Genomic DNA, 26,678 nt, shown 5'->3' with positions numbered 1-26,678 from the left:
TCCGGGAGGCCGCCCCGCCCGCGGTAGCGTGTCGCCTGCCATGGTGCTCACGCAAAGCCACTCGTTGCAGCTCGTCCTCGACCTCGTCGGCGTCTTCGTCTTCGCCCTGTCGGGCGGGCTCGTCGGGGTGCGCAAACGCCTCGACGTACTCGGCGTCATCGTCCTCGCCGGCATGTCAGGCCTCGGCGGTGGGGTGCTGCGCGACCTGCTCATCGGCCAGACGCCGCCCGTCGGCGTCAGCGACTGGCGCCTCATGGGCGTCTGCCTGCTCGCCGGCATCTGTGCGTTCGTCCTGCACCCCGAGGTGAGCCGCATCGCGCGCCTCGTGCGCATCCTCGACGCCGCGGGTCTCGCCCTGTTCTGCGTCGCCGGATCGATCAAGGCGCTGTCGTACGGGATGGGTGCGACGACGTCGATCTTCGTCGGCGTGCTGACGGCCGTCGGCGGCGGGCTCATGCGTGACGTCATCGTTGGCCAGGTCCCCGAGGTGCTGCGCCGCGAGTTGTACGCGGTGCCGGCGCTGCTCGGTTCGTCCCTCGTCGTCGTGGCCCACGAGAGCCACCACTACAGCGTGCCCGTACTGTGGTGCTGCGTCGTCATCGTCTTCGTGCTGCGCATCGTGGCCGTCATCCTCGACCTCAACGCGCCGCAGCCCCTTCGAACAGGAGATCGCCCATGACCGAAGCGAACGCCCTCGAGCCCTACGACGCGGTGCTGCTCGCCTCGTTCGGCGGCCCCGAGAAGGCCGACGAGATCATGCCGTTCCTGCGCCGCGTGACGGCCGGGCGCGGCATCCCCGACGAGCGGCTCGCCGACGTCGCGCACCACTACGAGATCATGGGTGGGCGCAGCCCCATCAACGATCAGAACCGTGCCCTCATCGCGGCGCTGCGCGCCGAGTTCGAGCGTCGCGGCATCACGACGCCGATCGTGTGGGGCAACCGCAACTCCGAACCGTTCCTCGCCGACACGCTGCGCGAGGCGTACGCCGGCGGCGCGCGCCGCGTCGTCACGCTGACGACGAGCGCCTACTCCTCCTACAGTTCGTGCCGTCAGTACCGCGAGGATCTCGCGGCGGCCTCGCACGAGCTGTCCGAGGACGGCAGCGTCCCCGAGGGCGCCTTGAGCATCGACAAGGTGCGTCAGTTCGCGACGCACCCGAGCTTCGCGCGCACCAACACGCGCCTCGTGACGGACGCCCTGCGTGAGTTCGCGGGCGTTCCCGACGAGCAGGTGCAGGTCGTGTTCGTCACCCACTCGATACCGCTCGCGATGGACGACACCTCCGGCCCCGGTGACGGCGACGGCAACCTGTACTGGCAGCAGCACGACGAGCTGGGCGCGGCGATCCTCTCGGAGGCCAACGCGACGCTGTCACGCGAGCTCGAAGGTGCGCTCGTGTACTGCTCGCGTTCGGGCCCGCCGTCGCAGCCGTGGCTCGAACCGGACATCAACGACCACCTCGAGAACCTCGCCGAGCGCGGTGTGACGCACGTCGTCGTCGCGCCGATCGGGTTCGTCTCCGACCACATGGAGGTCGCGTTCGACCTCGACACCGAGGCCGCCGAGACCGCCGAGCGCCTGGGGCTGACGATGCGTCGCGTGCCGACGGTCGGCGTCGACCCCGAGTTCGTCCATGGCCTCGTCGACCTGCTCGAGGAACGCGCCGCGGAGACACGCGGCGAATCGCCCGAGCACCCCGCGTGGCCCGGCGAGGCGCGACCCAGCGTCTGCGAACCCGGCTGCTGCCCCAACCTGCGCGCCGCGAAGCCGGCGCTGTGCGGCCGGGACTGACGCGGTGAGCGAACAGGCCGGCGGGCACGGCCTCGGCGCGCTGACGCACCTCGTGCCGGATGACGCGACGGTGCGCGTGTTGCGCGATCTCGCGTTCGACCTCGCGCGCGAGGCGGGCGAGCTCATCGTCGACGAACGCCCCGACGCGCTCGGCGTCGCCGACACGAAGTCGAGCGAGGTCGACGTCGTCACCGTCATGGACCGTCGCAGCGAAGAAGTGCTGCGCGCGCGCATCGCCGCGGCGCGCCCCGACGACGCCATCCTCGGTGAGGAGGACGGAGCGAGCGCCGGCACGTCCGGGCTGACGTGGGTCATCGACCCGATCGACGGCACCGTCAACTACCTCTACGGCCACCCGTTCTACGCCGTCTCCGTCGCCGTGTGCGTCGGCGACACCGCCCGCGAGGGCGCGTGGCTGCCGGTCGCGGGCGCCGTCGCGGCTCCGGAGCTGGATCGCACGTACGTCGCGGGCCACGGCCAGGGCGCCGAGGTCGTCGACCGGGCGGGACGGCGACGCCCGCTCGCCGTCAGCGGGTGCAAGCGGCTCGAGCTTGCCCTCGTCGGCACAGGGTTCGGCTACGAGGCCGACAAACGCCGCGAGCAGGGGCAGATGCTCGCATCGCTGCTGCCGCGGGTGCGTGACGTGCGTCGCGCCGGCGCGGCCGCCATCGACCTGTGCTTCGTCGCGGAGGGCATTCTCGACGCGTACTACGAGTCGGGGATCAACGCCTGGGATCAGGCCGCAGGCCAGGTCATCGCAACCGAGGCGGGCGCTCTCATGAGCGGCATGCCCGGGCTACCCGCGGGTAAGACCATGGCCGTCGCGTCGACCCCGAAGATTCACGAGGCGCTTCGCGGTTGCCTTTTCCCCGCGGCGCGTTAGTATGCGGGCACAAAATGGCTCAGCCGCGCGTTACAGCGGGGAATCAAGTGATGGGGGCGCTTCGCCCACCATCACGCACGTAGCGAAGAAAGAACACTGATGGCAACTGATTACGATGCCCCCCGCAAGAACGACGACGACGTCAACGAGGATTCGATCGAGGAGCTGAAGTCCCGGCGAACCGACAAGTCGTCCGGCAGCGTCGACGTCGACGAGACCGAGCACGCCGAAGGCTTCGAGCTGCCGGGAGCCGACCTGTCCGGCGAAGAGCTGTCCGTCCGAGTCCTGCCGCGTCAGGCCGACGAGTTCACCTGCAGCAAGTGCTTCCTCGTCCACCACCGCAGCCAGCTCGCCGAGGAAGACGGCGGCCTGCCGGTCTGCAGCGACTGCGCCTGAGGATGCGTGCCGCCGAAGCCCTGCACGTCGAGGTGCTCCAGCTCGACGCCGGTCTCGAGCCGCTCGCCTACGCCTACGACGGCGATGCGGGCGCCGACCTGCGTGCCCGCATCGGCCTGACGCTCGCGCCCGGCCACCGTGCGCTCGTCCCGACGGGCGTCGCGCTCGCACTGCCGCCTGGCTGGGCCGGTTTCGTGCACCCCCGCTCGGGGCTCGCGGCGCGCCACGGCATCACGGTGCTCAACGCACCGGGCGTCGTCGACTCGGGGTATCGCGGCGAGATCCAGGTCAACCTCATCAACACCGACGCGCGCGAGTCCTTCACGATCTCACGCGGCGATCGCATCGCCCAGCTCGTCATCCAGCGCGTCGAGCCCGTGGTGTTCGAGCACGTCGAATCGCTGACGAGCACGCAACGCGGTGAATCCGGCCACGGCTCCAGCGGTGGTTTCGACACGGGGCGCGCGCCCCAGCGAGAGGGAAAGTGAACATGGCCGTTTTCGGACGACGCAAGAAGGGCGCCGACGCGGCGCAGGACGCTGCGACGAGCGAAGAGGTCGAACCGACCACGCCCGCCGACGACGCTTCCACGGACGTTGATGACCTCGACGCCGGCGACCTCGATGCCGACGCTGTCGACCTCGACGAGCCGAGCGCCGAGGACGACGAGGCTGCGCGCCGACGCCGTTCGAAGCTGCGTCCGCGGGAGGAGGTCGACCTGAGCGACGGCCCCTACGACTCCGCCTCGGCCCCGACGCGCGATGAGATGGACTTCGGTTCGCTGCGCCTCGTGCCGACCGCGGACATCGAGCTGCGCCTCGACGTCGACGAGACGTCCCAGACCCTCACGGGCATGACGGCCGTCTTCGGCGAGGCCGGCACGTCCGCGGTGCAGCTGCAGGTGTTCGCCGCGCCCAAGACGACGGGCGTCTGGTACGGCATCCGGCGCGAGATCGCCGAGGCGATCGTCGCCGGCGGAGGCACGGCCGAGGAGGTCGACGGACCGCTCGGCACGGAACTGCACGTGCGGATGCCCAGCCAGGGACCCGACGGACGCACGACGTTCTCGCCGGCTCGGTTCGTCGGCGTCGACGGCCCGCGCTGGTTCCTGCGCGCCGTCCTCTCCGGTGACGCAGCCACTGACGACGGCGCCGCAGCCCGCGCGATGGAGTTCGTCCGCACCGTGGTCGTGCACCGTGGTTCCGACCCGCGCGCCCCGCGCGAACTGCTCGAACTGACGTTGCCGCCCGAGCTCATGGCGCAGGCTCAGGCAAGCGCGCAGGAGCACGAACAGCACACCGACGCCCCCACCGTCGGCCCCCTCGAGCGCGGCCCGGAGATCGCGGAGACCCGCTGATGCGTCCGTGGCTCGCGCGACGCGTCGCGCCCACCGGGTTGCGACGCCGCGTCGAGCGCCGGCGAGGCTCGCACCGCCTCGACTCGCCACCGGAACGCGAACCGGCGTCGATGCCGGGCCTCGCGCCGGTGCGCACACCGCGCGTCGTCGAGGGCGTCATCGCCTCCGTCGACGAGCGAGCCGCGGACGGTCACGTGCCCGCCGTCGTCGCCCAGGTCCGTGAGGCGGACGGCGACGAGGTCGCGCTCGTGTGGTTGGGGCGACGCCACATCGGCGGCATCGAGCCCGGTGTCGTCGTGCGGGCGCGCGGTCTCGCCGCGACGCACCGCACCCGGCCTGCCATCTTCAACCCCGCGTACGAACTGGTGCCGAGCCCACGCACCGAGGAGCAGCCGTGAACGCACCGAACACCGTCGAGGCCGTCATCCGCGAGCGGTTGTCAACCGCGATGGGCGGCTGGCGCGGTTCCTATGAGGCCGCGCTGCCGACCGTCGCCTTCGTCATCGTGTGGACGGCGACGAAGAACCTCAACGCCGCGTTGCTGGCCGCCGGCGCCGTTCTCGTCCTCGCCGCGCTGCTGCGTCTCGTGCAGCGTCAGACGCTGAGGTTCGTGCTCATGGCGGCGTTCGCGACGGCCCTCGCGGCGTTCCTCGCGAAGCGCTCCGGGCACGCCTCCGACGTGTTCCTGCCGGGGCTCATCCAGGGCGGCGTCATGCTCGCGATCAGCGTGCTGTCGATCGCCGTGCGCTGGCCGCTCGTGGGCTTCATCGTCGCGGGGGGCGACCCGAACCTCAAGGACGACCCGACGGCATGGCAGCGCAGCCACTCGATGGTGCGCGTCTGCACGCGCCTGACGTGGGTGTTCGCCGCGCTGTTCGCCATCCGTCTCGCCGTCATGGTGCCGCTGTACCTCGCCGACGACGTCACCGCGCTCGGCGTCTGCAAGATCGTGCTCGGATGGCCGCTGTACCTCGCGGCGCTCGGGCTCATGGTGCTGCTGCTCGTCAAGGGTGAGACGCCGCTCGAGTCGCACGACCCGCTGCTGCACGACGACCCCGAGGGCCACGAGCGCCTTGAACACGCCGAGCACACGGGGCTCGTCGAGAACAACGCGCGCGCCGAGAACAACGCGCGCGCCGAGAACAACGCGCGCGCCGAGAACAACGCGCGCGCCGAGAACATCCCCTGCGGTGAGAACCTCGGGCGCGGGCAGCACAGCGGGCCCGTCGAGACCGACGAGGGTCGCTGACGCGAGCCCAGAGCGGCCTCAGGCCTGCGGGTCGGAGTGCACGGTCGAGATCTCCTCGGGGCGCCGGCCCGTCAGCGTCGCCGCGAGCTCGCGCTCGGCCGACGGGGTCGCGAGGAACAGCAGTTCGTCGAGGGCATGCAGGGTGTCGTGCGGGCTCGGTGCGATGGGCAGCTGGTCGCGGATGATGCCGACGAGCACGCAGTCGGCGGGCAGGTGCACCTCGTCGACGCGGCTGCCGACGAACGGCGCGTGAGCGGGCAGCGTCAGCTCGACCATCGTCGCTTTGCCCTGCTGGAACTCGAACAGGCGCACGAGGTCACCGACGCTGACGGCCTCCTCGACGAGCGCCGTCATGAGCCGCGGCGTCGAGACGGCGACGTCGACGCCCCAGCCGTCGTCGAACATCCACTCGTTCTTCGGGTTGTTGACGCGTGCGACGGTGCGCGGCACGCCGAACTCGGTCTTGGCGAGCAGAGAGACGACGAGATTGACCTTGTCGTCACCGGTCGCGCAGACCACGACGTCGGCTGCCTCGAGCTGGGCCTCGTGCAGCGTCGTGACCTCGCACGCGTCGGCGAGCAGCCAGGTGGCCTCCGGAATCGACTGCACGCGGGACTCGCGAGCGTACTTGTCGATGAGTAGCACCTGGTGGTCGTTGAGCAGTAGTTCGCGGGCGATGGAACGTCCGACGCTGCCTGCTCCGACGAGGACGACGCGCATGCTGGGCCTTTCGGTTCGGATCGGACGGGCGGCGGGTCGACTCAGGGCCGGCGGGTCGTCGGGTTGGACGCTTCTGCATGTCCGGAGGACGCGGTTCCTGACGACGCAGGGCGCACACCCGTGATGCTCGACGGCGGTGCCGCGAGCACGGCCTCGACACGCTCGACGTCGCGGGTGGCGAGGACGAGATGCACGGTGTCGCCGTCCTGATGCACGAGATCCTCGCGTGGCAACAGCGCCGTGCCGGTGCGCGCGACGTACGCGACGCGCGTGCCCGTCGCGGCTTCGAGGTCGCGGTAGCGGGTTCCGATCCACGCGGCGTCCACGGGCATGTCGACGATGCTGACGCTGCCCGTACGGTCCTGGTGGACCGTGACGGCCTGCTGCGGTACGAGCCGCCGCATCACCTGGTCGGCGGCCCAGCGCACCGTCGCGACGGTGGGGATGCCGAGGCGCTCGTAGATCTCGGCGCGGCCCGGGTCGTAGATACGGGCGACGACGTGGTCGACGCCGTACGTCTCGCGCGCGACGCGTGCGGCGAGGATGTTCGAGTTGTCGCCGCTGGACACGGCGGCGAACGCATACGCCTGCTCGATGCCCGCGGCGACGAGGGTGTCGCGGTCGAAACCGATGCCGACGACACGCCTGCCCTCGAACGAGCTCGGCAGGCGACGGAACGCCGCCTCGTCGCGGTCGACGACGGCGACGGAGTGGCCGGCGTCCTGGAGGTTGCGCGCGAGGTAGGAGCCGACGCGACCGCAACCCATGATGACGTAGTGCACGCTTCGACCTTATCGAAGCCGTGTCCATCCGAGCCAAGCCCACCTTCGTTGCGTTTCGCGGCGACGACAGGAACCCTGGGGCGTATGGCAACCTCTCGCACCGCACCCGGGCGCCGCAGCGCGCAGAACCGTCGACGCACCCGCAAGGGCACTGCGATGGAGGGGCAGCGCCTCGAGCTCGACGTCGAGAACGTCGCGCACGGTGGTCACTGCGTCGCGCGTCACGACGGGCGCGTCGTGTTCGTGCGTCACGCGCTGCCGGGGGAGCGCGTCGTCGCGCGCATCACGGACGGCACGAGCGAGTCCAAGTTCCTGCGCGCCGACGCCATCGAGATCCTCGGCGCCTCACCGGATCGGGTGACGCCGCCGTGCTCGTTCTCCGGGCCGGGCCTGTGTGGGGGCTGCGACTGGCAGCACGCGAGTCTCGACGCGCAGCGCCGCCTCAAGGCCGACGTCGTGCGCGAACAGCTCGCCCGCATCGCGAAGCTCGATGTCGACGCACGCTTCCCCGACTTCACCGTCGAGGCCCTGCCCGGTGACGGCCCGATAGCCGAAGGTCTGCGCTGGCGCACCCGCCTCGAACTCGCCGTCGACGGTGGCGTGGCCGGACTGCGTGAGCACCGCTCGCACCGCCTCGTCGTGATCGACGACTGCCTCATCGCCGATGCCGGGTTCACACCCGCCCTGCACGAACGCTTCGACGCCGGCGTCACCGGGTTCGACCTGGTGCGCCCGAGTGTCGGCGACGACATCATCGGCATCGAACTGCCTCAGCCGAAGGGTGAGACGACGCCGACCGTCCGCGAGGTCGTCGAATCGGCGCACGGCAGTGCGGAGTTCGACGTCAGTGCCCGCGGTTTCTGGCAGGTCCACCCGGGCGCCGCGGCGACGTTCCTCGACGCCGTCATCGACGAGACCGACCCGCAGCCGGGGGAGAGCGCCCTCGATCTGTACTGCGGTGTCGGCCTGTTCACGCGGGCGCTCGCCGACCTCGTCGGGCCTGACGGGCGCGTCGTCGGTGTCGAAGCCGACGCGGACGCAGTCGACCACGCGCGCACCAACATGGGCGGTGCGCGCCACGTCGACCTCGTCACCTCACCCGTGGAGAAGGCGCGCCTGCCGCTGGAGCGCGCCGACGTCGTCGTCCTCGACCCACCGCGCGCCGGTGCCGGACGCGATGTCGTCGCGACGATCGTCGGCCTCGCACCGCGCGTCGTCACGTACGTGGCGTGCGACCCGGCAGCACTCGCGCGCGACCTCGGCTACTTCGTGTCGCACGGGTACGAGCTGACGAACCTGCGCGGCTTCGACGCGTTCCCGATGACGCAGCACGTCGAGTGCATCGCGACGCTGCGTCCGCGGGGTTGATCGTCAGCCGTTCTTCGGCGCGCACGCAGTGAGCAGGAACAGGCGCGACCAAGTGTGCGCACGGGCAGACAGGCGCGTCGGATCGGCCTACGATCGATCGTGAGAGCGGCGTCACGACGGGCTGTCGAAGTTAGGCATGCCTTTGCTGAGGCCCGTTCCCGGCGTGTGATTTGATTATCTTGACGTCAAGATAAATGACGCGGACGCGTGCCCGAGGGGTGCGTGCCCAGGCAACAGACGAAGGAGTCGGCGTGAGTCAGAGCACGGACAGCTTCGGAGCAAAGGGCAGCCTTGAGGTTGGCTCGAACAGCTACGAGATCTACCGCATCAACACGGTCGAGGGCAGCAAGAACCTCCCGTACAGCCTCAAGGTTCTCCTCGAGAACCTGCTGCGCACCGAGGACGGCGCGAACGTCACGAAGGAGCAGATCGCTGCTCTGGGCAACTGGGACGAGAACGCCGACCCCGACACCGAGATCCAGTTCACGCCGGCGCGCGTGATCATGCAGGACTTCACCGGTGTTCCCTGTGTCGTCGACCTCGCCACGATGCGTGAGGCCGTCGGCGACCTCGGCGGCGACCCGGCGAAGATCAACCCCCTCGCCCCGGCCGAGATGGTCATCGACCACTCCGTCATCATCGAGGACTTCGGCAACCCGCAGGCGTTCGAGAAGAACATCGAGATCGAGTACCAGCGCAATGAGGAGCGATACCAGTTCCTGCGCTGGGGCCAGACGGCGTTCAACGAGTTCGCGGTCGTCCCGCCGGACACGGGCATCGTCCACCAGGTCAACATCGAGCGCCTCGCCCGCACCGTCATGGTGCGCGAGGGCAAGGCCTACCCCGACAGCTGCGTCGGCACCGACTCGCACACGACGATGGTCAACGGCCTCGGCGTGCTCGGCTGGGGCGTGGGCGGCATCGAGGCCGAGGCGGCCATGCTCGGCCAGCCCGTCTCCATGCTCATCCCGCGCGTCGTCGGCTTCAAGCTGACGGGCTCGACGAAGCCGGGCGTCACAGCCACGGACGTCGTCCTCACGATCACCGAGATGCTGCGCAAGCACGGCGTCGTCGGTAAGTTCGTCGAGTTCTACGGCGACGGTGTCGCCGAGGTTCCGCTCGCCAACCGCGCGACGATCGGCAACATGAGCCCCGAGTTCGGTTCGACGTGTGCGATCTTCCCGATCGACGACGTCACGCTCGACTACCTGCGCCTGACGGGCCGTGACGACGAGCAGGTCGCTCTCGTCGAGGCCTACGCCAAGGAGCAGGGCCTGTGGCACGACCCGAGCAACGAGCCCCGTTTCTCCGAGTACCTCGAGCTCGACCTCGGCGAGGTCGTCCCGTCGATCGCCGGCCCGAAGCGCCCGCAGGACCGCATCATCCTGTCCGAGTCGAAGAAGACTTTCCGCGAGCAGCTGCCGAGCTACACCTCGGGTGTCGAGGGCAACGGCGTCGAGGGCACGACGTTCCCGGCCTCCGACCCGGTGCAGCCGGGCAGCGACGAGCAGGCTGACAACTCCACGCCCGTCACGCCCGTCGAGGCCGCGGTGCCGTCGGCCGAGGGCCGTGTCTCGAAGCCGGTCGAGGTGAAGATGAACGACGGTCGCTCGTTCACGCTCGACCACGGTCACGTGGCAATCGCCTCGATCACGTCGTGCACCAACACGTCGAACCCTTCGGTCATGATGGCCGCCGGTCTGCTCGCGAAGAAGGCCGCCGACAAGGGCCTGACGCGCAAGCCGTGGGTCAAGACGTCGATGGCGCCTGGTTCGAAGGTCGTCACGGCGTACTACGACGCCGCCGGTCTGTGGGAGAGCCTCGAGAAGGTCGGCTTCTACCTCGTCGGTTACGGCTGCGCCACCTGCATCGGTAACTCGGGTCCGCTCGAGCAGGAGATCTCGGACGCGATCAACGCGAACGACATCACCGCGACGGCCGTCCTGTCGGGTAACCGCAACTTCGAGGGCCGCATCAGCCCCGACGTCAAGATGAACTACCTCGCCTCCCCGCCGCTCGTCATCGCCTATGCGCTGGCAGGCACGATGGACTTCGACTTCGAGAACGACGCCATCGGCAAGGACGACGACGGCAACGACGTGTTCCTCAAGGACATCTGGCCGTCCGCCGAGGAGGTCGACGCCGCGATCAAGGGCGCGATCAAGAAGGACCTGTTCACGAAGGAGTACGCCGACGTCTTCGCCGGTGACGAGCGTTGGCAGAGCCTGCAGACGCCCGAGGGCAAGACCTTCGCCTGGGACGAGAAGTCGACGTACGTGCGCAAGCCGAACTACTTCGACGGCATGAAGATGGAGACGACGCCGGTCACCGACATCAAGGGCGCTCGCGTGCTCGCCAAGCTCGGCGACTCCGTCACGACCGACCACATCAGCCCGGCCGGCAACATCAAGGCCGACAGCCCGGCGGGCAAGTACCTCGCCGAGCGTGGTGTCGAGCGCAAGGACTTCAACTCCTACGGCTCGCGTCGCGGCAACCACGAGGTCATGGTGCGCGGTACGTTCGCGAACATCCGTCTGAAGAACCAGCTCCTCGACGGCGTCGAGGGCGGCTTCACGCGCAACTTCCTCAACGGTGGTGAGCAGACGACGATCTTCGAGGCGTCCGAGGCCTACCAGGAGGCCGGCGTTCCGCTCGTCGTCCTCGGTGGCAAGGAGTACGGCTCGGGTAGCTCGCGCGACTGGGCTGCCAAGGGCACGCGTCTACTCGGCGTCAAGGCCGTCATCGCCGAGTCGTTCGAGCGCATCCACCGCTCGAACCTCATCGGAATGGGTGTGCTGCCGCTGCAGTTCCCGGCCGGCAAGACCGCGGACGACCTGGGCCTCGACGGCACCGAGACGTTCGAGATCACCGGCATCGAGGCGCTCAATGAGGGCACGACGCCGAAGACGGTCAAGGTCGTCGCCACGAAGGACGGCTCCGAGCCGATCGAGTTCGACGCGGTCGTTCGCATCGACACCCCCGGTGAGGCCGACTACTACCGCAACGACGGCATCCTGCAGTACGTGCTGCGCAACCTGGTGAAGAACGCCGCCTGAGCGATCTGACCCACCAGCACGAGCGACGGCCCGGTTCCCCTTCGGGGAGCCGGGCCGCGTCGTCGTGTCAAGCAACTTCCTGCTTCTGACTCGGTAACGTCGTCGTCCATGCTGCATTGCTGGCAAGCTAACGAGGAGGGGTGATGGTCGAGGGTCGTCTGAAGAAGACACAGTTCAACGTCTACCTACCTGCCGACCTGGTTCGAGAGATCAAGCACCGCAGCATCGACGAGGGGCTGAGCCTGTCCGCCTTCGTCGAGCGCGTCATGAGCGACTACCTCGAGGAGAAGCGATGAAAAGCAGGGCATGCAGCGCGTGGCGGTGAGGCAGATCGTGTTCACCGGGGATGTCCAGCGACGGAGTGACCTGGCGCGGGCCTTGGGAGGCGACCCGGTCGTGACCTCGCCCGAGTACGCCGAGTTCGAGATGCCGGGCGGTGGGTTGCTGGGCGTGCATGCCGCCTCCGACGAGGCGCCGGTCGGCTCCTGCGCGTAGCAGGTCGTCGTCCCCGATCTCGAAGCCGCGCATGACGTTCTGGCCGCGGTGGGCGGCGGCGAGGTGCTCGTCCACGAGGGGGAGGGCGGTGCCGCACTGTCGTTCCAGATCGACGCGCTCGACGATCTCGAGCGCCTGTGTCGCGAGGCCGGGGTGGAAGTCGAGATCGTCGACGAGACCTATGGGCGCACCGCGCTCATCAGCGCCCCCGACGGGCCTCGCGTCTGGGTGAACGAACGCCAGCGCGACTTCTACGGCTACGAACGACTCGCCGACGCTGCGTCCGTCTGAGGCCGCGGGCCCCTCGGCGGCGCGGGAGGTTGAGGTGATTCGCGCTCCATGAGGCGCGAATCACCTCAACCTTCGGGCGGGTTTCGTGCGGACACAGGTGCCGGAGTGCTCGGCGCCAGGGTCAGCCGCCGAAGTGGCGGCGCGGGTTGTCGACGAGCATCGTCGTGATCTGAGCATCCTCGACGCCGCGCTCACGCAGGGCCGGCAGGACGTCCTCGCTGATGTGGCGGTAGTTCCAGTTCGGCGCGGCCGCCTTGCGTGCCTCGGCGGGAAACCAGTCGATGGAACACGACGCGTCATGCGCGAGGACGACGCGCTCGGTGTACCCACGTCGGCACAATTCCGCGACGGTGTCGACGCGTTCTTCGAAGGGCAGCAACACGTCGAGGCCGAAGCGGTCCATGCCGAGGTAGCTGCCTGCGTCGGCGAGGCGGCACAGGTAGTCGAGGTCCGTCGAGTCGCCGCTGTGACCGATGATGACCCGGCTCAGGTCGGCGCCTTCCTCTGCCAGCACGCGTTGCGCGACGAGCCCCGATTCGCTCGCGGCGTGCGTGTGCACCGTGATCGGCGCGCCACTCTGCGCGCTCGTCGCGCCGACGGCACGCATGACGCGTTCGACGCCGGGCGTCAGGCCCTGCTCCTCGATGGCGCACTTGAGGAATGCGGCACGCACTCCGGTGTCCGCGATGCCGTCGTTGAGGTCCTTCAGGAAGAGCTGCACCATCGGCTCGGGCTGGTCGAACAACAGCCCCGGCCCGCTGTGGTGGAACTGGAACGGCACCTCGTTGTAGGTGTAGACGCCCGTCGCAACGAGGATGTTCAGCTTCACCTGCTGCGCGATGCGCTGCACTCGCGGGATGTAGCGCCCGAGCCCCAGCACGGTGGGATCCATGATCGTGTCGATGCCGAGCCCCTCGAGCTGCGTCAGCTGCTCGACGGCATCGGCGATCTGGGCATGCTCGTCCCACTCGGCGTAGTTGAGACGGTATTCCTCGTTCATCACGAAGATGTGCTCGTGGACGAGAGTCGCACCCATCTGCTCGACGTCGATGGGGCCTGTGACGGTCTGGACCTGCGTCATGGTGTTGCTCCTTCGTCGGTGGTCCATTCGATGGCGCGCTTGAGGATCTTTCCGGTGGCGCCCTTGGGCAGTGCGTCGTCGAAGCGGATGAGGTGGGGCACCTTGTACGCGGACAGCTGCTCCTTGAGCCACGCGCGCAGCTCGTCGGCGCTCAGTTCGCGCCCCGGCGCCAGGACGACGACGGCTGCGACCTCCTCGCCGTAGCGCTCGTCCGGCACGCCGATGACGGCTGCCTCGACGACGTCGGGGTGGCTGTAGAGCACCTCCTCGACCTCGCGGGGGTAGACGTTGTACCCACCGCGGATGATGAGGTCCTTCGCCCGGTCGACGATCGCCAGGTAGCCGTCCCCATCGAGACGGCCCAGGTCGCCGGTGCGCAGCCAACCGTCGCTCAGATCCGCGGCGGTGGCCGCCTCGTTGTTCCAGTACCCCTTCATGACCGTCGGGCCCTTGACGAGCACCTGTCCGACCTCACCGACGGGCGCGCGGCGCCCGTCGAGGCTCTCGATGACGATCTCGGTGTCGGGCAGCGCGACGCCGACGGTGCCGGCGCGCTGCTCGATGCCGTCGCGGTGGTAGCTCGCGGCGCCCGTCGTCTCCGTCAGGCCGTACCCCTCGAGGATGGTGCAGGCGAAGCGACGCTCGAAGGCGGCGATGACCTCGACGGGCAGGCTCGCACCGCCGGAGGCCGCGAGGCGCAGGTCGGGGCAGTCCTTCGGTCCGAAGTCGCCCTCGACGTGGACGAGGTAGTTCCACATCGTCGGCACACCCGCGACGACGTCGATCTCGTGGTCGCGGATCATCGCCAACATCGCGCGTGGTTCGAAGGGAGAGAGCACCGAGAACGACCCGCCGGCCAGCATGACGGTGTTCATGCACACGCACTGACCGAAGACGTGGAACAGGGGGAGCGCGGTACCGAACTTCTCCGTCGATGCGAAGTTCAGCTGCGTGATGAACGCGCTCGCCACAGCGAACAGGTTCGCCACCGTCAGCTGCACCCCCTTGGGGCGGCCGGTCGTGCCGGAGGTGTACAGCAGGATGGCCGTGTCGTCGTCAGCGCGCTCGACCGGCTCGTCGAGCGGAGCCCGCGTGGCGGCGCCGGCGCCGGCATCGAGGATGACGAGGTCCATCGTCAGCTTGCTCGCGACGCGTTCGCCAGCCACGGCGCTCGCGTGCCACGCGACGATGTGCCGAGCGCCCGAGTCCGTCGCCACGTATTCGATCTCTGCGGGAGTGGACATCGTGTTGAGAGTCACCACAATCGCCCCGACGGCCTGCGCGGCGTAGTAGGCGACGGCGAACTCCGGAACGGAGGGGGCGATGAGCAGGACTCGGTCGCCCTGGCTGATGCCGCGGTCACGTAGATGCCCCGCGAACGCGGCCACCTTGTCCCGCAGCGTGGCGTAGTTCCAGGTCGTGCTCGGGCTGCGAAGCGCGGGGCGCTCCGGTGCGCCCGTCGCGTGCGTCCAGATCGGGTCGGCCATGTTCGGCATGCGTCACCTCATGTCATCGTGATGTGAATCACGGTAGAGGTGAGAGGCGACTCTTGGGCGTTATTCGGCAGTTCGAGTGAGTCGGCAGGCGCGCGACGTGACGTCGCCCGCCCCGATGTTGCCCGGGAAACGGGGCACCGATGTCGCGAAACCCGGGCACCATCGGCGCCGCCGATGGATCAGAGGATGCGACTCGTCAGCGTCACTCCGGGGCTGACGGCCTCGAGCGCCTCGCACAGGGCGTCGCGCACCTCGGTAGCGCGCTGCTCGCCGTCGCCGGGCTCGACGTCGAGGACATCGCAGATAAAGATCGCGTTCGTCGTGTCGTACGTCAGACGCGTGCGATAGCACTGACGCCAATTCCAACGGCGGCAGGTGACGCCGGCGTCGTCCCGCCAGACGACTTCGCCGGCGTCGGGGTGCTCGATCGTCTCGGCGCCCGAGGACATCGTCGAGAACTCCTCGTCGCCGGTGGCGCGCGTGAGGCGCAGCGCACCGTCGTAGGCGTCGAGATCCTCACCGCCGAGGGGCGTCTGGTGACGCACGGACACCGCGTTGTAGGCATCCGTCAGCGCGTTGACGCGGGGGAGGGCGTCGGCTCGGCGCAGCAGCGCCTCCGCCGAGTTGCGTGTGCGCTGCGGTTTCGCGCCGAACGCGCGGTACGCATCGCGCCAGGCCGCGATGTGCGGCAGTTCCTCGGGAGGGGTGTGCTCGAGCATGCCGCGTACGTGCTCCTCGGCGGCGAACAGCAGCGTCTCGCTCTCCTCGTTCGACGCACCGCCGTGCAGGCCCCGCGCGACGACGAGAACGGCACGGTAATCGGGGCGCAGTTCGCGCACAGAGTCATCGATGGAAGCGGCTTCGAGCCAGGCGTCGAAAGAAGTCATGGGCCCATTCTCGCGCGGACGACACGACGCGTGGGTGCCCCCGGGTGGGGCTGTGTCTCGAGGCGGTGGCCGCACCGGTGCTGCCGCAGCGCCCCTGTTCACGGGCGTGACGCACGATCTCCCGCGCCGCGGTGATGTGTGTCACACTCAAGAGGCAGATGGCGGGGCGGGCAGCGCGCCGACGAGTGACGGGGGAATTCTGCGATGCAGACACTGACGCGACGTGGCGCACTTCGACACGCCGGCCTCGCTGCGGCGACGACGGCCCTCGTGATCGACGGGACGCCGCAGGCTTTCGCAGCGGTTCCTGCGTCGAGGCAGGTGGCCCGTGCGGGGGCAACGTCGGTCCTCGTGCGACGGACGACCGCGACGCTTTCCTACCGCGTCAACGTGCGCGATCAGCCCACGCTGGAACCGCGCGCCCGGATCGTCGGGACGCTGGCGAGCACCACGACGCTGACAGGCTCTTACGACGCGAGCGGCCTGTGGTTCCGCATCGCCGAGGGTGCGTTCAAGGGGCGGTGGGTGACGTCCGCAGTCCTCGTCGCGACGACGGCGCGCGCGGTGAACGGCCGTCTGCCGATGTCGGCCGTCACGCGACTGCCGAGCTGGAGCGTCAACGTCAGCAACCTGCCGCACGAGCCGCGGTATCTCTCGCGCGCGGCGGCCGTCGGATATCTCGGACTGGCCGCGGCTTTCAAGGCTCGTTTCGGTGTGGCGCTGACGATCACCGAGGCCTACCGCACCCTGAGCCGTCAGCAGCTGCTCTACCGCACTCTCGGCTACCCCCGCGCGGCCGTCCCCGGCACCTCGAACCACGGGTTGGGCAACACGATCGACTTCGGCATCGCCCGCACGAACGCGATCAACTCGCCTCTGTACTTCGGGCGTTCTCACGACGTGTGGCTGACGGCCAACTCCAAGCGCTGCGGATTCGACCGCCCCGACTACATGGATCGGCGCGGGTCCAACCCCGAGTGGTGGCACTACAACTTCGTCGGGTGACGACGGTGACGGAGGTTGCAACCGCTGGGTGAACCGCGCCGGCCATCAGCTGCTCGACGATTACGCGTCTGCGCGAAGCATGTGCCGCACATTCGTCGTGCAGGTGCGTGATGCTCGAGCGGCTATCGGGGCGGGTGGCGGTTGCCGTCAGTCGACACGCGTCGGCCGCCAGCACCCGTGGGGTACCGGCGGCCGAGATGATGCGTGTGAGGCCGGTCGCGATCAGCCGTGCGGCGTCAGCGTCATGTTGATCGTGTTGCCGGGGCCGGCCACCTGGCTGTTGACGAGGCTCGTGGACAGGCCGCAGTTGGCGAAGTTCGGGATGGTGAACGTGCCCGAGAGGTTGATCGGGTCGAACAAGCCACCCTGCTTGCCCGTCACGGTCAGCGTGATGGGGCTGCTCGTGCGGCAGTTCTTGCCGACGAGGTTGATGAGGCCCTTACCCGTGGCCGAGACATCCTTGATGTGGAGGTTGACCTTCTGGGTCTGCACGATCTTGTGCGTGTTCGGGTCGATCGTTCCGACGGCCTTGCCGACGGGTTCCTGCGAGATCGTCGCGATGGCGATCTGCAGCTTGCCGAGCTTCACCGGCATCTTGAAGTCCTTGAGCATGATGTCGGAGCTCAGGTCACCCTTCTCGACGTGGAGGGTGGAGAAGGTGAAGCCGGTCGTCGTCGAGGACTGCCCGGACTTCTTGATCGTCGTCGTCGCCGACGTGTCGTAGCCGAGGTTCCAGATGGTGTCCTTCGTCGTGTCGCTCGTCGCGGCCTGCGCGCCGGGCGCAGCCATCGTGACGGTGCCGGCCACGGCGGTGGCGACGAGGGCGATCTTGGCGGTACGGCGTGTGGTGAACATGCTCATCCTTCGATAGTCGATGTGAACCGAGTCACGACGTTAACAAGATCATCACGGCGTCGCCACCGGTTCGAGCTGATTTCACCCACTCAACTTACTTTCTCGTAACCACCAACGTTACTTCCGCGTATCCACGCGGGGGCATGAGTGACGAGGAGGCCCGCGACGCAAAGCACGAGCGGGACGACGGCCGAACGGCCGAGCCACTGCGTCACGGTGGGCAGCCAGAACGGGTACAGGCCGGGCAGCACGATCGACGCCGAATAGACGCTGCCGTAACCGCGCGAACGTCGCGACTCGGGGAAGTGTTCGGCGAGGTAGGCGCCGACCGGGCCGTAGGCGGAGACGGTGACGATCTGGACGGTCGCGACGGCGATCGTCGTGGCGACGATGCTGCCCGATGACGCGGCATGCATTGCCACGAGATAGGCGGCGGGGGCGGCGATGCAGGCCAGTGCTCCGAACGCCATGAAGAAGCGTGAACGGCCCACACGCGTCGAGACGGCACCCGCCGCGGCCATCGTCGGCGCACTGACGGCCGTCGCGACGAGCATGACGAGCCCGACGTCATGGGGGGAGAAGTGCGGGCGCAGCGAACTCGTCAGCACCGAGACCCCCATCATCGTGAACAACCACAGCCCCGTCATGAGGGTGAACAATGCGGCCACGACACGGCCCGTCACGCGCTCTTCCTCGTCGTCGGTCGCGTCGTGCGCGGCGGGATCGCGATTGTCGGATTCGTGGGGAGAGTGGCTGTGACCTGCCGGCCCGGCGTGCGCTGACCTCGCGGTGAGGGCCAGGATCAACGGCAGGAGTGCGCCGACGACGAACAGCAGGCGCCACCCCCACGTGGTGTACGCGCCGCCGAGTGAGGCCGTCAGCATCATCGTGGCGGCAGCGATGGTGGCGTTCGCGAGGGGTGACATCGCCATGACGAGGCCGCTCAGGTGGCCGCGTCGTTGCGGCTCTGTGAGCGCGAGGGCGCGGGGGATGGCCGCGGAGTACTGCCCGCCGAGGAAGAATCCGGCGGCGAAGCGCAACGCCAGGAGAGCGGCCACGGCCCACGTCGAGGTGTGCAGGGGGAGCGTCACCATGAGGCCGGTGCACACGCTCAGGCCGAGCAGTGCGCCGCGTGACACGCGGGCTCGTCCGCGACGATCGGCCAGGGTGCCGAGGGCGAACGCCCCGAGGGGGCGGCCCAGGAGTGTCGCGGCGAAGACGGGGCCGTCGGGAATCGTCGAACGCGTCGACAGCACCCCACCCAGCGCAATGACGGGCAGGAAGATGTCGAACTGGTCGACGAAATTTCCGACGAGGGCGCTGCGGCGGGCCTCGCGCCGTTCTGGGGTGGCGGCGGCCGGCGTCAGGCGCGGCGCATCGTCGTGGGCAGGGGAAGGGGCAGGCGTCAGGGTAGCCAGGATCGAACACTCCCTACGGCGGCATGAACCGCATCAGGTTGGACGGTCGGCATGGCGATGCCCTCTCAGCCCGCGCCTCGGGCTCCCGTGTGACGGGCTCAGCATGCCACAGAGCACCCGGCTTCGGGGGCGTGTCTCGCGCCGGTCTGCGGGTCTCGTGGGGCGGTCATAGAATAGAACACGTGTTCGAACAATGGGGTACGCTGGGGTCATGTCGGACGAGGTGAACACCGGCCCTCCGGGCTGGCCGAGAGGTGTGCCGCCGCCGGGTGTACCGGGGTGGCAGGAGGCGGCGACGCAGTGGCTGCTCGATCAGTGCCCCTCGGATTTTCGGGCCTACGACGCATGGCGCCGTCACCCGGTGGCGCTCGCTTGGGTAGCGACGTGGCATGTCGACGCTCAACTCGGCGCGATGCGCGAGTCATATCGCCGCATCCGCGTCGACCTCGCTGACGAGCTGCCACCGCGCGCGGTGCCGCAGGTGATGGAGCACCTGTCCGCGGAGGGGCTGCGGTTGCGTGCCACGGCGCGCGCCGTCCGTCTCGTGCACGAGGCGATGCGCGGCAAGACGTTCGTCCCTCGGCTGTGATGCGCCGGCGTTCGGGGCGGGTGCGTGGGCGGGCAGAGTCCCGGCCTTTGATCTCCGACGGCGCTACCGGCTCCGACGGGGGCGCGACGGGAGGGTGCCCCCGCCCGCATGGCGGCTGCGCGGTCGACGACCTAGACTCAGGAGACTGCACTTTCGAAAGGCTGAGTGAGACGTGACGCTGCTGGAAACCATCTCGGGTCCGGACGATCTCAAGCGAATCCCCGCCGAGGAGCTCGACGCGCTCGCCGCCGAGATCCGTCAGTTCCTCGTAGAATCCGTCTCCAAGACGGGCGGGCACCTGGGCCCCAACCTGGGTGTCGTCGAGTTGAGCATCGCGATGCACCGCGTCTTCGACTCGCCGAAGGACACGTTCGTCTTCGACACCGGCCACCAGAGTTACGTCCACAAGCTGCTGACGGGGCGTCACGACTTCAGCAAGCTCAAGAAATCCGGCGGATTGTCGGGTTACCCGAGCCGCGAGGAGTCCGAGCACGACGTCGTCGAGAACTCGCACGCCTCGACGTCGCTGAGCTGGGCCGAGGGCATCGCCAAGGCGCGCCGCCTCAAGGGTGAGAGCGACCGTCACACCGTCGCCGTCATCGGTGACGGCGCCCTGACCGGCGGCATGGCGTGGGAGGCGCTCAACAACATCTCCGCCGACGCCGACCTGCCGCTCGTCATCGTCCTCAACGACAACGAGCGCTCCTATGCCCCGACGATCGGCGGGATGGCGCACCACCTCGCGACGATGCGCACGATGCACACCTACGACCAGGTGCTCGACTGGGGCAAGAACCGCCTGCAGGCGACGCCGAAGGTCGGGACGAAGATGTACGAGGCGCTGCACGGCGTGAAGCGTGGTCTCAAGGACATCGTCTACCCCGACACGGGCGTCTTCGAGAGCCTCGGCATCAAGTACCTCGGCCCGATCGACGGACATGACGAGGCGGCGGTCGAGGCCGCGCTGCGCCGCGCTCGCGACTACGGCCGGCCGACCCTCGTGCACGTCATCACGCAGAAGGGCCGCGGCTACGAGCCCGCGTTCTCCGACGAGGCCGACCAGTGGCACGGCATCGGCAAGTTCAACCCCGAGACGGGCCTGCCGTTCGAGGTGAGTGGCCGCATCTGGACCGACGAGTTCAGCGATGAGATGGTCGCCCTCGGCGCCGAGCGCGACGACATCGTCGCCATCACGGCTGCCATGCTCATCCCCGTCGGGCTCGACGGGTTCGCGAAGAAGTACCCCGAGCGCGTGTTCGACGTCGGCATCGCCGAGCAGCACGCCGTCACGATGGCGTCTGGGTTGTCGTACGGCGGCCTGCACCCCGTCGTCGCCGTCTATGCGACGTTCCTCAACCGCGCGTTCGACCAGCTGCTCATGGACACCGCACTGCACCGTCAGGGCGTGACGTTCGTGCTCGACCGTGCCGGCGTCACCGGCTCCGACGGCGCCTCGCACAACGGCATGTGGGACATGTCGATCTGCTCGATCGTGCCCGGCCTGCACCTCGCCGCCCCGCGCGACGGCGCACAGGTGCGCGAACTGCTGCGCGAGGCCGTCGACATCGACGACGCGCCGAGCGTCATCCGCTTCCCCAAGGGCGACGTCGCCGACCCGCTCGTCGCCGAGAGACGTCTCGGTCGCCTCGACGTCATGCGTGAACCCGACGGCGGAGACGGCGTGGACGTGCTGGTCGTCGGTGTCGGGTCGATGGTCTCGACGGCACTCGGCGTCGCCGATCTGCTCACCGATCAGGGCCGTCGCGTCCAGGTCATCGACCCGCGCTGGACCTACCCGGTGGCCGACGAACTCGTCGACCTCGCCCGCGCCGCGGGCCGGGTCGTCGTCATCGAGGACAACCTCGTCGAGGCGGGCGTCGGCAGCGCCGTCGCGCGACGCCTGCGTGAAGCCGGTGTGCGCACGCCGCTCGACACGTTCGGCATTCCCAAGGAGTTCCTCGTCCACGCCTCGCGCGGCGAGGTGCTCGCGACCGTGGGGCTGACGGTCGCCGACATCGTCGACGCTCTCGGGCGCGACGACGCAGCACTCACGCGCGCCGATGCGTACGACGGTGGTGCACACGCGCCTGGCGGCGGTGCAGGCACCCGCGACGGTGACGCAGGCACGCAGGCCGCGGGACGTGATGCCGGTGCGACGGGTGATCTCGGGGACGCCATGCCGGTCGCCGCTCACGCCGACATCCACTGAGCGGTCGAACGACGTGGTGAAGTCACCCGATCTTCCTGTTCTCCCCGGCTCTGATCAGGTCGCGCCCGCGAGCGCGATCTGGAGCAGTGAGACGTGGCGCTGGGAGGCTGTGCGCTGGATGGACACGGCCCTCGCGCGGCGCGGTCTCGAACGTGTGCCGACGACGCCGTTGCAGCCGCGGGTGCGTCCCTGGTCGACGGTGCTCGTCGCCGAGACGACCGATCAAGGGCGCGTGTGGTTCAAGGCGACGAGCCCGGAGATGAGCCCCGAGGCCGCCATCCTGCGCGCGTTGCGTTCCGTCACGCCCGACGCGGTTCCGGTCGTGTGGGCCGACGACCCCGAGCGCGGCTGGCTGCTCATGCCCGATCAGGGCCCGGTGCTGCGTGACGTCCAGCGTGACGACGACGCCGTCAGCCTCATGTCGTCCGTGGTGCGACGCTACGCGCGACTGCAACGCTCGTCGACGCGGGTCGTCGATCAACTGCGCGACGCGGGCGTGCCCGACATGTCGCCGCGCGAATCGGCTCGCCGGTGGCAACGCCTTGGGCTCAAACCCGACACGACACGTGAGGTGCGCCGCGCCGCGCAGCGGCTCGACGCCGTCGGGTTGCCGCTGACCATTCAGCACGACGACCTGCACGCCGGCAACGTCTTTGCCGACGGCACCTCGGCGGGCGCTCACGACGCGCGCATCTTCGACTGGGGCGACGCGAGCGTCGGCAACCCGCTGTGCTCGCTGCTCGTCCCGCTCGAGCGCATCGGCGAGGGCCTCGACGACGACGCCGCCCGCGCAGCCCGTGAGCGCATCCTGCGCGCCTACCTCAGCGTGTGGAGCGACGTCGTCTCGAGCACTGCGCTGAGCGCCGCCGTCGACGACGCCCTGCTCATTGCCCGGGTCGGGCGCGTCTTCACGTGGCAGCGCGCCCTGACGCGCGCGAGTGCCGACGAGCGGCACGCGTGGGGTGTGCACGGACGCCGGTTGATCGCCGAGATCAACCGTTCCCTCGGGCATGCGCCCGAGCCGTCGCACGACTGACGCATCGCGCTCGCGAGCCGTCAGAGCTTGGGCGTCAGCACCTCGACGCGGTTGCCGAACGCGTCGCGGCAGTGGAAGCGTTCGTAGCCGTCGAGGGTGTGGCGCTCGGCCCAGTTAACGTCGAAACCGGCGCCCTCGATGCGCGCGGCAAGGGCCTCCAGGGCAGCTGTCGATTCGACGACGAGGGCGGGGTGGGCCCTCTTGGCGGGGACGAACGGTTCGTCGATCCCGACGTGGATCTCGGCCGCGACGGCGCCGTCGTCAGCGAACGCGCGGAACCACGCGCCGCCGCGCTGTGCGAGCGCGCCGGGTTTGGCGACCTCGTCGAGGCCGAGGGCATCGCGGTAGAAACCTCGGGCGTCGTCCTCGCGACCCTCGGGCATCGAGACCTGGACATGATGCAACGTGAGCATGAGGCGCCTTCCGGTGAAAGTATCTTGACGTAAAGATACTTTCGCCGGATACCCGCCGTGTCAACGATTCTCGACGGTCGCGGCTCAGCGATCGCGCCTCGCCACTTCGGCGCACCCCCAACCACGTGCGTCCAGCACACCGCACCTGGCCTCTGCACGGTCACGCCATCAAAGACGAGGTCCGCGCTGCAGGCTGACGAAACCAAGCGATCGCCCGTCGAGCCGCTCTGCTCAGCCCCATTCACCCCGTTCGACGAGGACGTCCTTGAGCACGTCGGCGCGGTCGGTGATGAGGCCGTCGACGCCGAGGTCGAGCAGACGCTCCATGTCGGCGCGTTCGTTGACCGTCCACACGTGGACGTCGAGCCCGGCGCCGTGCAGGGCGCGCAGGAGTCTTGGCGTCAGCACGCGCAGGCGGCCCTGACGTTCGGGGATCTGCACGGCGTCGATGCCGTGCGCAAGGCGCGCGACGAGGGGCGAACCGAGCACCGGCAGGTGCGCCGCGAGCCACAGCGCGATGGTGCGCGACTGCCCTGGCGATGAACGGACCGGTCGCGTCAGGCCGGCGAGGACGGCTCGGCGCCGCGCGTCGGAGAAGGAGGCGATGCGGACGCGATCGTGCGCGCCGCACCGTTCGATGCACTCGATGAGCGGTGTGACCGCCCCGGCCGATTTCACGTCGATGTTGACGCATACCTGCGGCAGTTGCGTCAGCAATTCCTCGAGTCGCGGGATCGGCTCGTGCCCGGCGATGCGCGCCCGTGCGACCACCTCCCACGGCAGGTGCGCGATCGTGCCGGCCCCGTCGCTCGTGCGGTCGAGGGTCGTGTCGTGGAAGGCGACGAGCACCCCTTCGACGGTCGCGTGCACGTCGGTCTCGACCCACCGGTAGCCGAGCTCGGCGGCAGCGCGGAACGCCGCCATCGAGTTCTCCAGGGCATGCGAGGTGCCACCGGAGAAACCGCGGTGGGCCAGGGCGACGGGCCGCGACGCGAGATGTGAGGTTGCCTTGGTCATGAGCAGCGGTCCTCACGTGAGACGGGAGACGAAACGGGTTCCCGCATCGTGCCACAGCCGGGCGTCCGGGGTGCTCATTCGGCATCGCGGCCATCAGCGGTGTTCGGTCGGTAGGCGGCATCGTCCAGCACGCACGGTCGCGGCAGACCCCTGCGGACCGAACTCGATCGCGAGGAGATCCAACCGAGTACGGGCCAGTAACAACTTGAGATGTGGTCTGCGATCCGGAAGAGTCGTGACTTCCGACCACACGATGGACACCAGGGAGGACATCGCATGCAAGACGAAGAACCGAAGGCCGACGGCCCGCCGGGCGCCACCCCGGCAACGGCGATCACCGACGACGGCGCTGCGCCGGAGACGAAAACCACAGCCGCGCAGACGCCCGAGGAAGCGGCGCGCCACGAGAGCGAGTCGTCGGACCCTCTGCCCTCCGATCTGTTTGACGCCGCGCAGATCGCCGAGGACGACGACGACGAGGTCATCGCAGAGAAGTTGCGACGCCAGGGCGTGCGCCTCGGCAAGGGCGGAGTCGCGCCACGCGTCTTCTGGCCGGCACTCATCGTCATCCTCGCGGTGGCCGTGCTCGGCGTCGCCTTCCCCGACGGCACCGGTGAGGTGCTGACGAACATGCAGTCATGGATCGTCACGAACTTCGGCTGGTACTACATGCTCGTCATCGGCGGGTTCATCGCCTTCGCCGCCTTCATGGGTCTCAGCCGCTACGGCTCGATCAAGCTCGGCAACGACGACGAGAAGCCCGAGTTCGGGGTCTTCTCCTGGTTCGCCATGCTGTTCGCCGCGGGCATGGGCATCGGCCTGGTCTTCTACGGCGTCGGTGAGCCACTCACCTACGCGACGACGATGCCGAAGCCCGGCTGGCCCGAAGGCGAGGCCGAGCGTTCACAGCTCGCGATGGCGCAGACCTTCGTCCACTGGGGTCTGCACCCGTGGGCGATCTACGCCGTCATCGGGCTGGCCCTCGCGTACGCGATCCACCGTCGCGGCCGCCCCATCTCGATCCGGTGGGCTCTCGAGCCGATCCTGGGCGAGCGCGTCAAGGGTTGGATGGGCGACCTCGTCGACATCCTGGCCATCTTCGGCACCGTGTTCGGTGTCGCGACATCGCTGGGTCTCGGCGTGCAGCAGATCGCCTCCGGTCTGAAGTCCATCGGCATCCTCGACAGCACGGACAACACGACCCTCGTCATCCTCATCGTGTGCATCACGTTCCTGTCGACGCTGTCGTGTGTCTCCGGCCTCGGCAAGGGGATCAAGTGGCTGTCGAACATCAACCTCAGCCTCGCCGGTCTGCTGCTCATCTCGGTGCTGCTGCTCGGCCCGACGCTGTTCCTGTTCCAGAACCTCACCGAGGCGCTCGGTGCCTACCTCGCCAACGTGCTCGGCATGACCTTCGACGTCGGTGCCTACACGGGGGAGAAGGGCGCTGACTGGAACTCTGCGTGGACGATCTTCTACTGGGGGTGGTGGATCAGCTGGGCGCCGTTCGTCGGCGTCTTCATCGCCCGCATCTCCCGCGGGCGGACGATCCGCGAGTTCATCGCCGGCACGCTTCTCGTGCCCACGCTCGTCGGGTTCGTCTGGTTCGCCGTCATGGGCGGCGCCGGCATCCACCGTCAGCTCTTCGGCGACGGCGGTCTCGTCGACAAGACCGACGGTGTCGTCGCGGAGAAGGTGCTGTTCACGGTGCTGCAGGACATGCCGCTCGGGCAGGTGCTGTCCGTCATCGCGATCCTGCTCGTCGCCGTCTTCTTCATCACCTCCTCCGACTCGGGTTCACTCGTCGTCGACATGCTCGCCTCCGGGGGTCACCCCAACCCGCCGACGTGGTCGCGTGTGCTGTGGGCCCTCATGGAAGGTGCCATCGCCATCGGCCTGCTCCTCGCCGGCGGGCTCAAGGCGCTGCAGGCGGCGTCTCTCGCGACGGCATTGCCGTTCAGCGTCGTGCTCGTGCTCATGTGCGTCGCGACGTTCAAGGCGGTGCGCTACGACTACCGCCGTCGTGAGGAGAAGGAGTTCCTCGGTCGCGTCGAGTACGTGCGTCAAGAGTTGCAGTCGAACTTCGACGAGCACTTCGGCCGCCAGGTCGACCACCGCGTCGACAACCGCATCGACTACCGCATCCGTCGCACGACGGGCCCGTGGCGCGGCGGCAAGCACGCCAAGGATGACGGGCGCTCCTGAGCAGCGCGCCGTTCGGCCGAGGCCCCCCTGGAGTTCACCTCCACGGGGGCCTCGCGCCGTTCAGCCCCGCAATCAT

The 26,678-nt window shown here is 69.0% G+C and carries 26 protein-coding genes and 1 riboswitch; of the genes, 17 read left to right on the top strand and 9 right to left on the bottom strand.

Annotation, left to right across the window (positions count from 1 at the left end; genetic code table 11):
* The first annotated feature begins 40 nt into the window (after positions 1-40).
* The 8 genes from NQ706_RS00270 to NQ706_RS00235 all read left to right on the top strand — a co-directional run bounded on the left by NQ706_RS00270 (position 41) and on the right by NQ706_RS00235 (position 5,679).
* Positions 41-679, top strand: a complete 639-nt coding sequence (locus tag NQ706_RS00270; RefSeq protein ID WP_038567845.1) for a trimeric intracellular cation channel family protein — start codon at positions 41-43, stop codon at positions 677-679.
* Positions 676-1,794 carry a ferrochelatase gene (locus NQ706_RS00265; RefSeq protein ID WP_038567846.1) on the top strand — a complete coding sequence of 373 codons (1,119 nt, stop codon included), beginning with the start codon at positions 676-678 and terminating at the stop codon, positions 1,792-1,794. The genes NQ706_RS00270 and NQ706_RS00265 overlap by 4 nt, the downstream gene beginning before the upstream one ends.
* 4 nt (positions 1,795-1,798) lie before the next feature.
* Positions 1,799-2,677 carry an inositol monophosphatase family protein gene (locus tag NQ706_RS00260; RefSeq protein WP_051805818.1) on the top strand — a complete coding sequence of 293 codons (879 nt, stop codon included), beginning with the start codon at positions 1,799-1,801 and terminating at the stop codon, positions 2,675-2,677.
* A gap of 99 nt (positions 2,678-2,776) precedes the next feature.
* The gene (locus tag NQ706_RS00255; RefSeq protein ID WP_006945221.1) at positions 2,777-3,073 is read left to right on the top strand and encodes a DUF4193 domain-containing protein; all 297 of its coding nucleotides are present in this window, start codon (positions 2,777-2,779) and stop codon (positions 3,071-3,073) included.
* A 2-nt stretch (positions 3,074-3,075) separates the two neighbouring features.
* A complete protein-coding gene (gene dut / locus NQ706_RS00250) occupies positions 3,076-3,561 on the top strand; it encodes a dUTP diphosphatase (RefSeq protein WP_038567848.1) in 486 nt (161 codons plus the stop codon).
* A 2-nt stretch (positions 3,562-3,563) separates the two neighbouring features.
* Entirely contained in the window at positions 3,564-4,430 is an 867-nt protein-coding gene (locus tag NQ706_RS00245) for a DUF3710 domain-containing protein (protein ID WP_038567850.1), read from the top strand.
* A complete protein-coding gene (locus NQ706_RS00240; protein ID WP_051805820.1) occupies positions 4,430-4,828 on the top strand; it encodes an OB-fold nucleic acid binding domain-containing protein in 399 nt (132 codons plus the stop codon). The genes NQ706_RS00245 and NQ706_RS00240 overlap by 1 nt, the downstream gene beginning before the upstream one ends.
* Positions 4,825-5,679: a DUF3159 domain-containing protein gene (locus NQ706_RS00235; protein WP_404360154.1), complete on the top strand. Its 855-nt coding sequence runs from the start codon at positions 4,825-4,827 to the stop codon at positions 5,677-5,679. The genes NQ706_RS00240 and NQ706_RS00235 overlap by 4 nt, the downstream gene beginning before the upstream one ends.
* An 18-nt stretch (positions 5,680-5,697) precedes the next feature.
* On the opposite strand, the gene NQ706_RS00230 is transcribed toward NQ706_RS00235, so the two are convergent.
* Together NQ706_RS00230 and NQ706_RS00225 are read right to left on the bottom strand one after the other, a co-directional pair.
* Positions 5,698-6,399, bottom strand: a complete 702-nt coding sequence (locus NQ706_RS00230) for a TrkA family potassium uptake protein (RefSeq protein WP_006945289.1) — start codon at positions 6,397-6,399, stop codon at positions 5,698-5,700.
* A gap of 41 nt (positions 6,400-6,440) precedes the next feature.
* Complete coding sequence (locus tag NQ706_RS00225) at positions 6,441-7,181, bottom strand: TrkA family potassium uptake protein (RefSeq protein ID WP_006945206.1); 741 nt, start codon at positions 7,179-7,181, stop codon at positions 6,441-6,443.
* Positions 7,182-7,265: 84 nt separating this feature from the next.
* Here NQ706_RS00225 and NQ706_RS00220 point away from each other — a divergent pair, with 84 nt between their 5' ends.
* The 4 genes from NQ706_RS00220 to NQ706_RS00205 all read left to right on the top strand — a co-directional run bounded on the left by NQ706_RS00220 (position 7,266) and on the right by NQ706_RS00205 (position 12,391).
* Positions 7,266-8,549 carry a class I SAM-dependent RNA methyltransferase gene (locus NQ706_RS00220; RefSeq protein WP_081873634.1) on the top strand — a complete coding sequence of 428 codons (1,284 nt, stop codon included), beginning with the start codon at positions 7,266-7,268 and terminating at the stop codon, positions 8,547-8,549.
* Positions 8,550-8,800: 251 nt separating this feature from the next.
* Entirely contained in the window at positions 8,801-11,605 is a 2,805-nt protein-coding gene (gene acnA / locus NQ706_RS00215; protein WP_038567856.1) for an aconitate hydratase AcnA, read from the top strand.
* 143 nt (positions 11,606-11,748) lie between these two features.
* The gene (locus tag NQ706_RS00210; RefSeq protein WP_038567859.1) at positions 11,749-11,901 is read left to right on the top strand and encodes a ribbon-helix-helix protein, CopG family; all 153 of its coding nucleotides are present in this window, start codon (positions 11,749-11,751) and stop codon (positions 11,899-11,901) included.
* Between the two features lie 247 nt (positions 11,902-12,148).
* Positions 12,149-12,391: a hypothetical protein gene (locus NQ706_RS00205; protein WP_038567862.1), complete on the top strand. Its 243-nt coding sequence runs from the start codon at positions 12,149-12,151 to the stop codon at positions 12,389-12,391.
* A 121-nt stretch (positions 12,392-12,512) separates the two neighbouring features.
* On the opposite strand, the gene NQ706_RS00200 is transcribed toward NQ706_RS00205, so the two are convergent.
* The 3 genes from NQ706_RS00200 to NQ706_RS00190 all read right to left on the bottom strand — a co-directional run bounded on the left by NQ706_RS00200 (position 12,513) and on the right by NQ706_RS00190 (position 15,855).
* The gene (locus tag NQ706_RS00200; RefSeq protein ID WP_006945246.1) at positions 12,513-13,472 is read right to left on the bottom strand and encodes a phosphotriesterase; all 960 of its coding nucleotides are present in this window, start codon (positions 13,470-13,472) and stop codon (positions 12,513-12,515) included.
* On the bottom strand, positions 13,469-14,968 hold the full coding sequence (locus NQ706_RS00195) for an AMP-binding protein (RefSeq protein WP_038567864.1): 1,500 nt from the start codon (positions 14,966-14,968) through the stop codon (positions 13,469-13,471). The genes NQ706_RS00200 and NQ706_RS00195 overlap by 4 nt, the downstream gene beginning before the upstream one ends.
* A 179-nt stretch (positions 14,969-15,147) precedes the next feature.
* The gene (locus tag NQ706_RS00190; protein WP_038567866.1) at positions 15,148-15,855 is read right to left on the bottom strand and encodes a B3/4 domain-containing protein; all 708 of its coding nucleotides are present in this window, start codon (positions 15,853-15,855) and stop codon (positions 15,148-15,150) included.
* 351 nt (positions 15,856-16,206) lie between these two features.
* On the opposite strand from NQ706_RS00190, the gene NQ706_RS00185 reads away from it, so the two are divergent.
* Positions 16,207-16,860, top strand: coding sequence for a D-alanyl-D-alanine carboxypeptidase family protein (locus NQ706_RS00185; protein ID WP_167539833.1), 654 nt, complete (start codon positions 16,207-16,209; stop codon positions 16,858-16,860).
* A gap of 222 nt (positions 16,861-17,082) precedes the next feature.
* Here the strand turns inward: NQ706_RS00185 and NQ706_RS00180 are convergent, their stop codons facing one another.
* Positions 17,083-17,721 carry a hypothetical protein gene (locus NQ706_RS00180; protein WP_038567868.1) on the bottom strand — a complete coding sequence of 213 codons (639 nt, stop codon included), beginning with the start codon at positions 17,719-17,721 and terminating at the stop codon, positions 17,083-17,085.
* An 83-nt stretch (positions 17,722-17,804) separates the two neighbouring features.
* A complete protein-coding gene (locus NQ706_RS00175; protein ID WP_051805824.1) occupies positions 17,805-18,971 on the bottom strand; it encodes an MFS transporter in 1,167 nt (388 codons plus the stop codon).
* A 155-nt stretch (positions 18,972-19,126) separates the two neighbouring features.
* A riboswitch (TPP riboswitch) is annotated at positions 19,127-19,232 on the bottom strand.
* 112 nt (positions 19,233-19,344) lie between these two features.
* Between NQ706_RS00175 and NQ706_RS00170 the strand changes: the two genes are divergently transcribed.
* The 3 genes from NQ706_RS00170 (at position 19,345) to NQ706_RS00160 (ending at position 22,967) form a co-directional block, all read left to right on the top strand.
* A complete protein-coding gene (locus NQ706_RS00170) occupies positions 19,345-19,722 on the top strand; it encodes a hypothetical protein (protein ID WP_235182024.1) in 378 nt (125 codons plus the stop codon).
* Positions 19,723-19,894: 172 nt separating this feature from the next.
* Positions 19,895-21,931 (top strand): 1-deoxy-D-xylulose-5-phosphate synthase, encoded by a 2,037-nt coding sequence (dxs, locus tag NQ706_RS00165; RefSeq protein WP_038567872.1) that lies wholly within the window; start codon positions 19,895-19,897, stop codon positions 21,929-21,931.
* 16 nt (positions 21,932-21,947) lie between these two features.
* Positions 21,948-22,967: a phosphotransferase family protein gene (locus NQ706_RS00160; RefSeq protein WP_167539834.1), complete on the top strand. Its 1,020-nt coding sequence runs from the start codon at positions 21,948-21,950 to the stop codon at positions 22,965-22,967.
* A 20-nt stretch (positions 22,968-22,987) separates the two neighbouring features.
* On the opposite strand, the gene NQ706_RS00155 is transcribed toward NQ706_RS00160, so the two are convergent.
* Together NQ706_RS00155 and NQ706_RS00150 are read right to left on the bottom strand one after the other, a co-directional pair.
* Positions 22,988-23,380, bottom strand: a complete 393-nt coding sequence (locus NQ706_RS00155) for a VOC family protein (RefSeq protein WP_038567875.1) — start codon at positions 23,378-23,380, stop codon at positions 22,988-22,990.
* Positions 23,381-23,611: 231 nt separating this feature from the next.
* On the bottom strand, positions 23,612-24,397 hold the full coding sequence (locus tag NQ706_RS00150; RefSeq protein ID WP_038567877.1) for a glycerophosphodiester phosphodiesterase: 786 nt from the start codon (positions 24,395-24,397) through the stop codon (positions 23,612-23,614).
* A gap of 276 nt (positions 24,398-24,673) precedes the next feature.
* Between NQ706_RS00150 and NQ706_RS00145 the strand changes: the two genes are divergently transcribed.
* Positions 24,674-26,602 (top strand): BCCT family transporter, encoded by a 1,929-nt coding sequence (locus tag NQ706_RS00145; protein WP_081873635.1) that lies wholly within the window; start codon positions 24,674-24,676, stop codon positions 26,600-26,602.
* Positions 26,603-26,678 lie beyond the last annotated feature (76 nt).

Source organism: Dermacoccus sp. BD5 (genome assembly GCF_044878485.1).
GTDB lineage: Bacteria > Actinomycetota > Actinomycetes > Actinomycetales > Dermatophilaceae > Dermacoccus > Dermacoccus nishinomiyaensis.
This window is presented reverse-complemented; position numbering and strand designations above follow the sequence as displayed.

What these genes read in the sequence shown, in the direction of transcription:
- NQ706_RS00210 (WP_038567859.1), top strand. Translation starts at nt 11,749, where the DNA reads ATGGTCGAGGGTCGTCTGAAGAAGACACAGTTCAACGTCTACCTACCT.
- NQ706_RS00170 (WP_235182024.1), top strand. Translation starts at nt 19,345, where the DNA reads ATGTCGGACGAGGTGAACACCGGCCCTCCGGGCTGGCCGAGAGGTGTG.
- NQ706_RS00155 (WP_038567875.1), bottom strand. Translation starts at nt 23,380, where the DNA reads ATGCTCACGTTGCATCATGTCCAGGTCTCGATGCCCGAGGGTCGCGAG.
- NQ706_RS00245 (WP_038567850.1), top strand. Translation starts at nt 3,564, where the DNA reads ATGGCCGTTTTCGGACGACGCAAGAAGGGCGCCGACGCGGCGCAGGAC.
- NQ706_RS00190 (WP_038567866.1), bottom strand. Translation starts at nt 15,855, where the DNA reads ATGACTTCTTTCGACGCCTGGCTCGAAGCCGCTTCCATCGATGACTCT.
- NQ706_RS00195 (WP_038567864.1), bottom strand. Translation starts at nt 14,968, where the DNA reads ATGCCGAACATGGCCGACCCGATCTGGACGCACGCGACGGGCGCACCG.
- NQ706_RS00145 (WP_081873635.1), top strand. Translation starts at nt 24,674, where the DNA reads ATGCAAGACGAAGAACCGAAGGCCGACGGCCCGCCGGGCGCCACCCCG.
- dut (WP_038567848.1), top strand. Translation starts at nt 3,076, where the DNA reads ATGCGTGCCGCCGAAGCCCTGCACGTCGAGGTGCTCCAGCTCGACGCC.
- NQ706_RS00220 (WP_081873634.1), top strand. Translation starts at nt 7,266, where the DNA reads ATGGCAACCTCTCGCACCGCACCCGGGCGCCGCAGCGCGCAGAACCGT.
- NQ706_RS00180 (WP_038567868.1), bottom strand. Translation starts at nt 17,721, where the DNA reads ATGAGCATGTTCACCACACGCCGTACCGCCAAGATCGCCCTCGTCGCC.
- NQ706_RS00200 (WP_006945246.1), bottom strand. Translation starts at nt 13,472, where the DNA reads ATGACGCAGGTCCAGACCGTCACAGGCCCCATCGACGTCGAGCAGATG.
- NQ706_RS00150 (WP_038567877.1), bottom strand. Translation starts at nt 24,397, where the DNA reads ATGACCAAGGCAACCTCACATCTCGCGTCGCGGCCCGTCGCCCTGGCC.
- NQ706_RS00255 (WP_006945221.1), top strand. Translation starts at nt 2,777, where the DNA reads ATGGCAACTGATTACGATGCCCCCCGCAAGAACGACGACGACGTCAAC.
- NQ706_RS00240 (WP_051805820.1), top strand. Translation starts at nt 4,430, where the DNA reads ATGCGTCCGTGGCTCGCGCGACGCGTCGCGCCCACCGGGTTGCGACGC.
- NQ706_RS00230 (WP_006945289.1), bottom strand. Translation starts at nt 6,399, where the DNA reads ATGCGCGTCGTCCTCGTCGGAGCAGGCAGCGTCGGACGTTCCATCGCC.
- NQ706_RS00265 (WP_038567846.1), top strand. Translation starts at nt 676, where the DNA reads ATGACCGAAGCGAACGCCCTCGAGCCCTACGACGCGGTGCTGCTCGCC.
- NQ706_RS00270 (WP_038567845.1), top strand. Translation starts at nt 41, where the DNA reads ATGGTGCTCACGCAAAGCCACTCGTTGCAGCTCGTCCTCGACCTCGTC.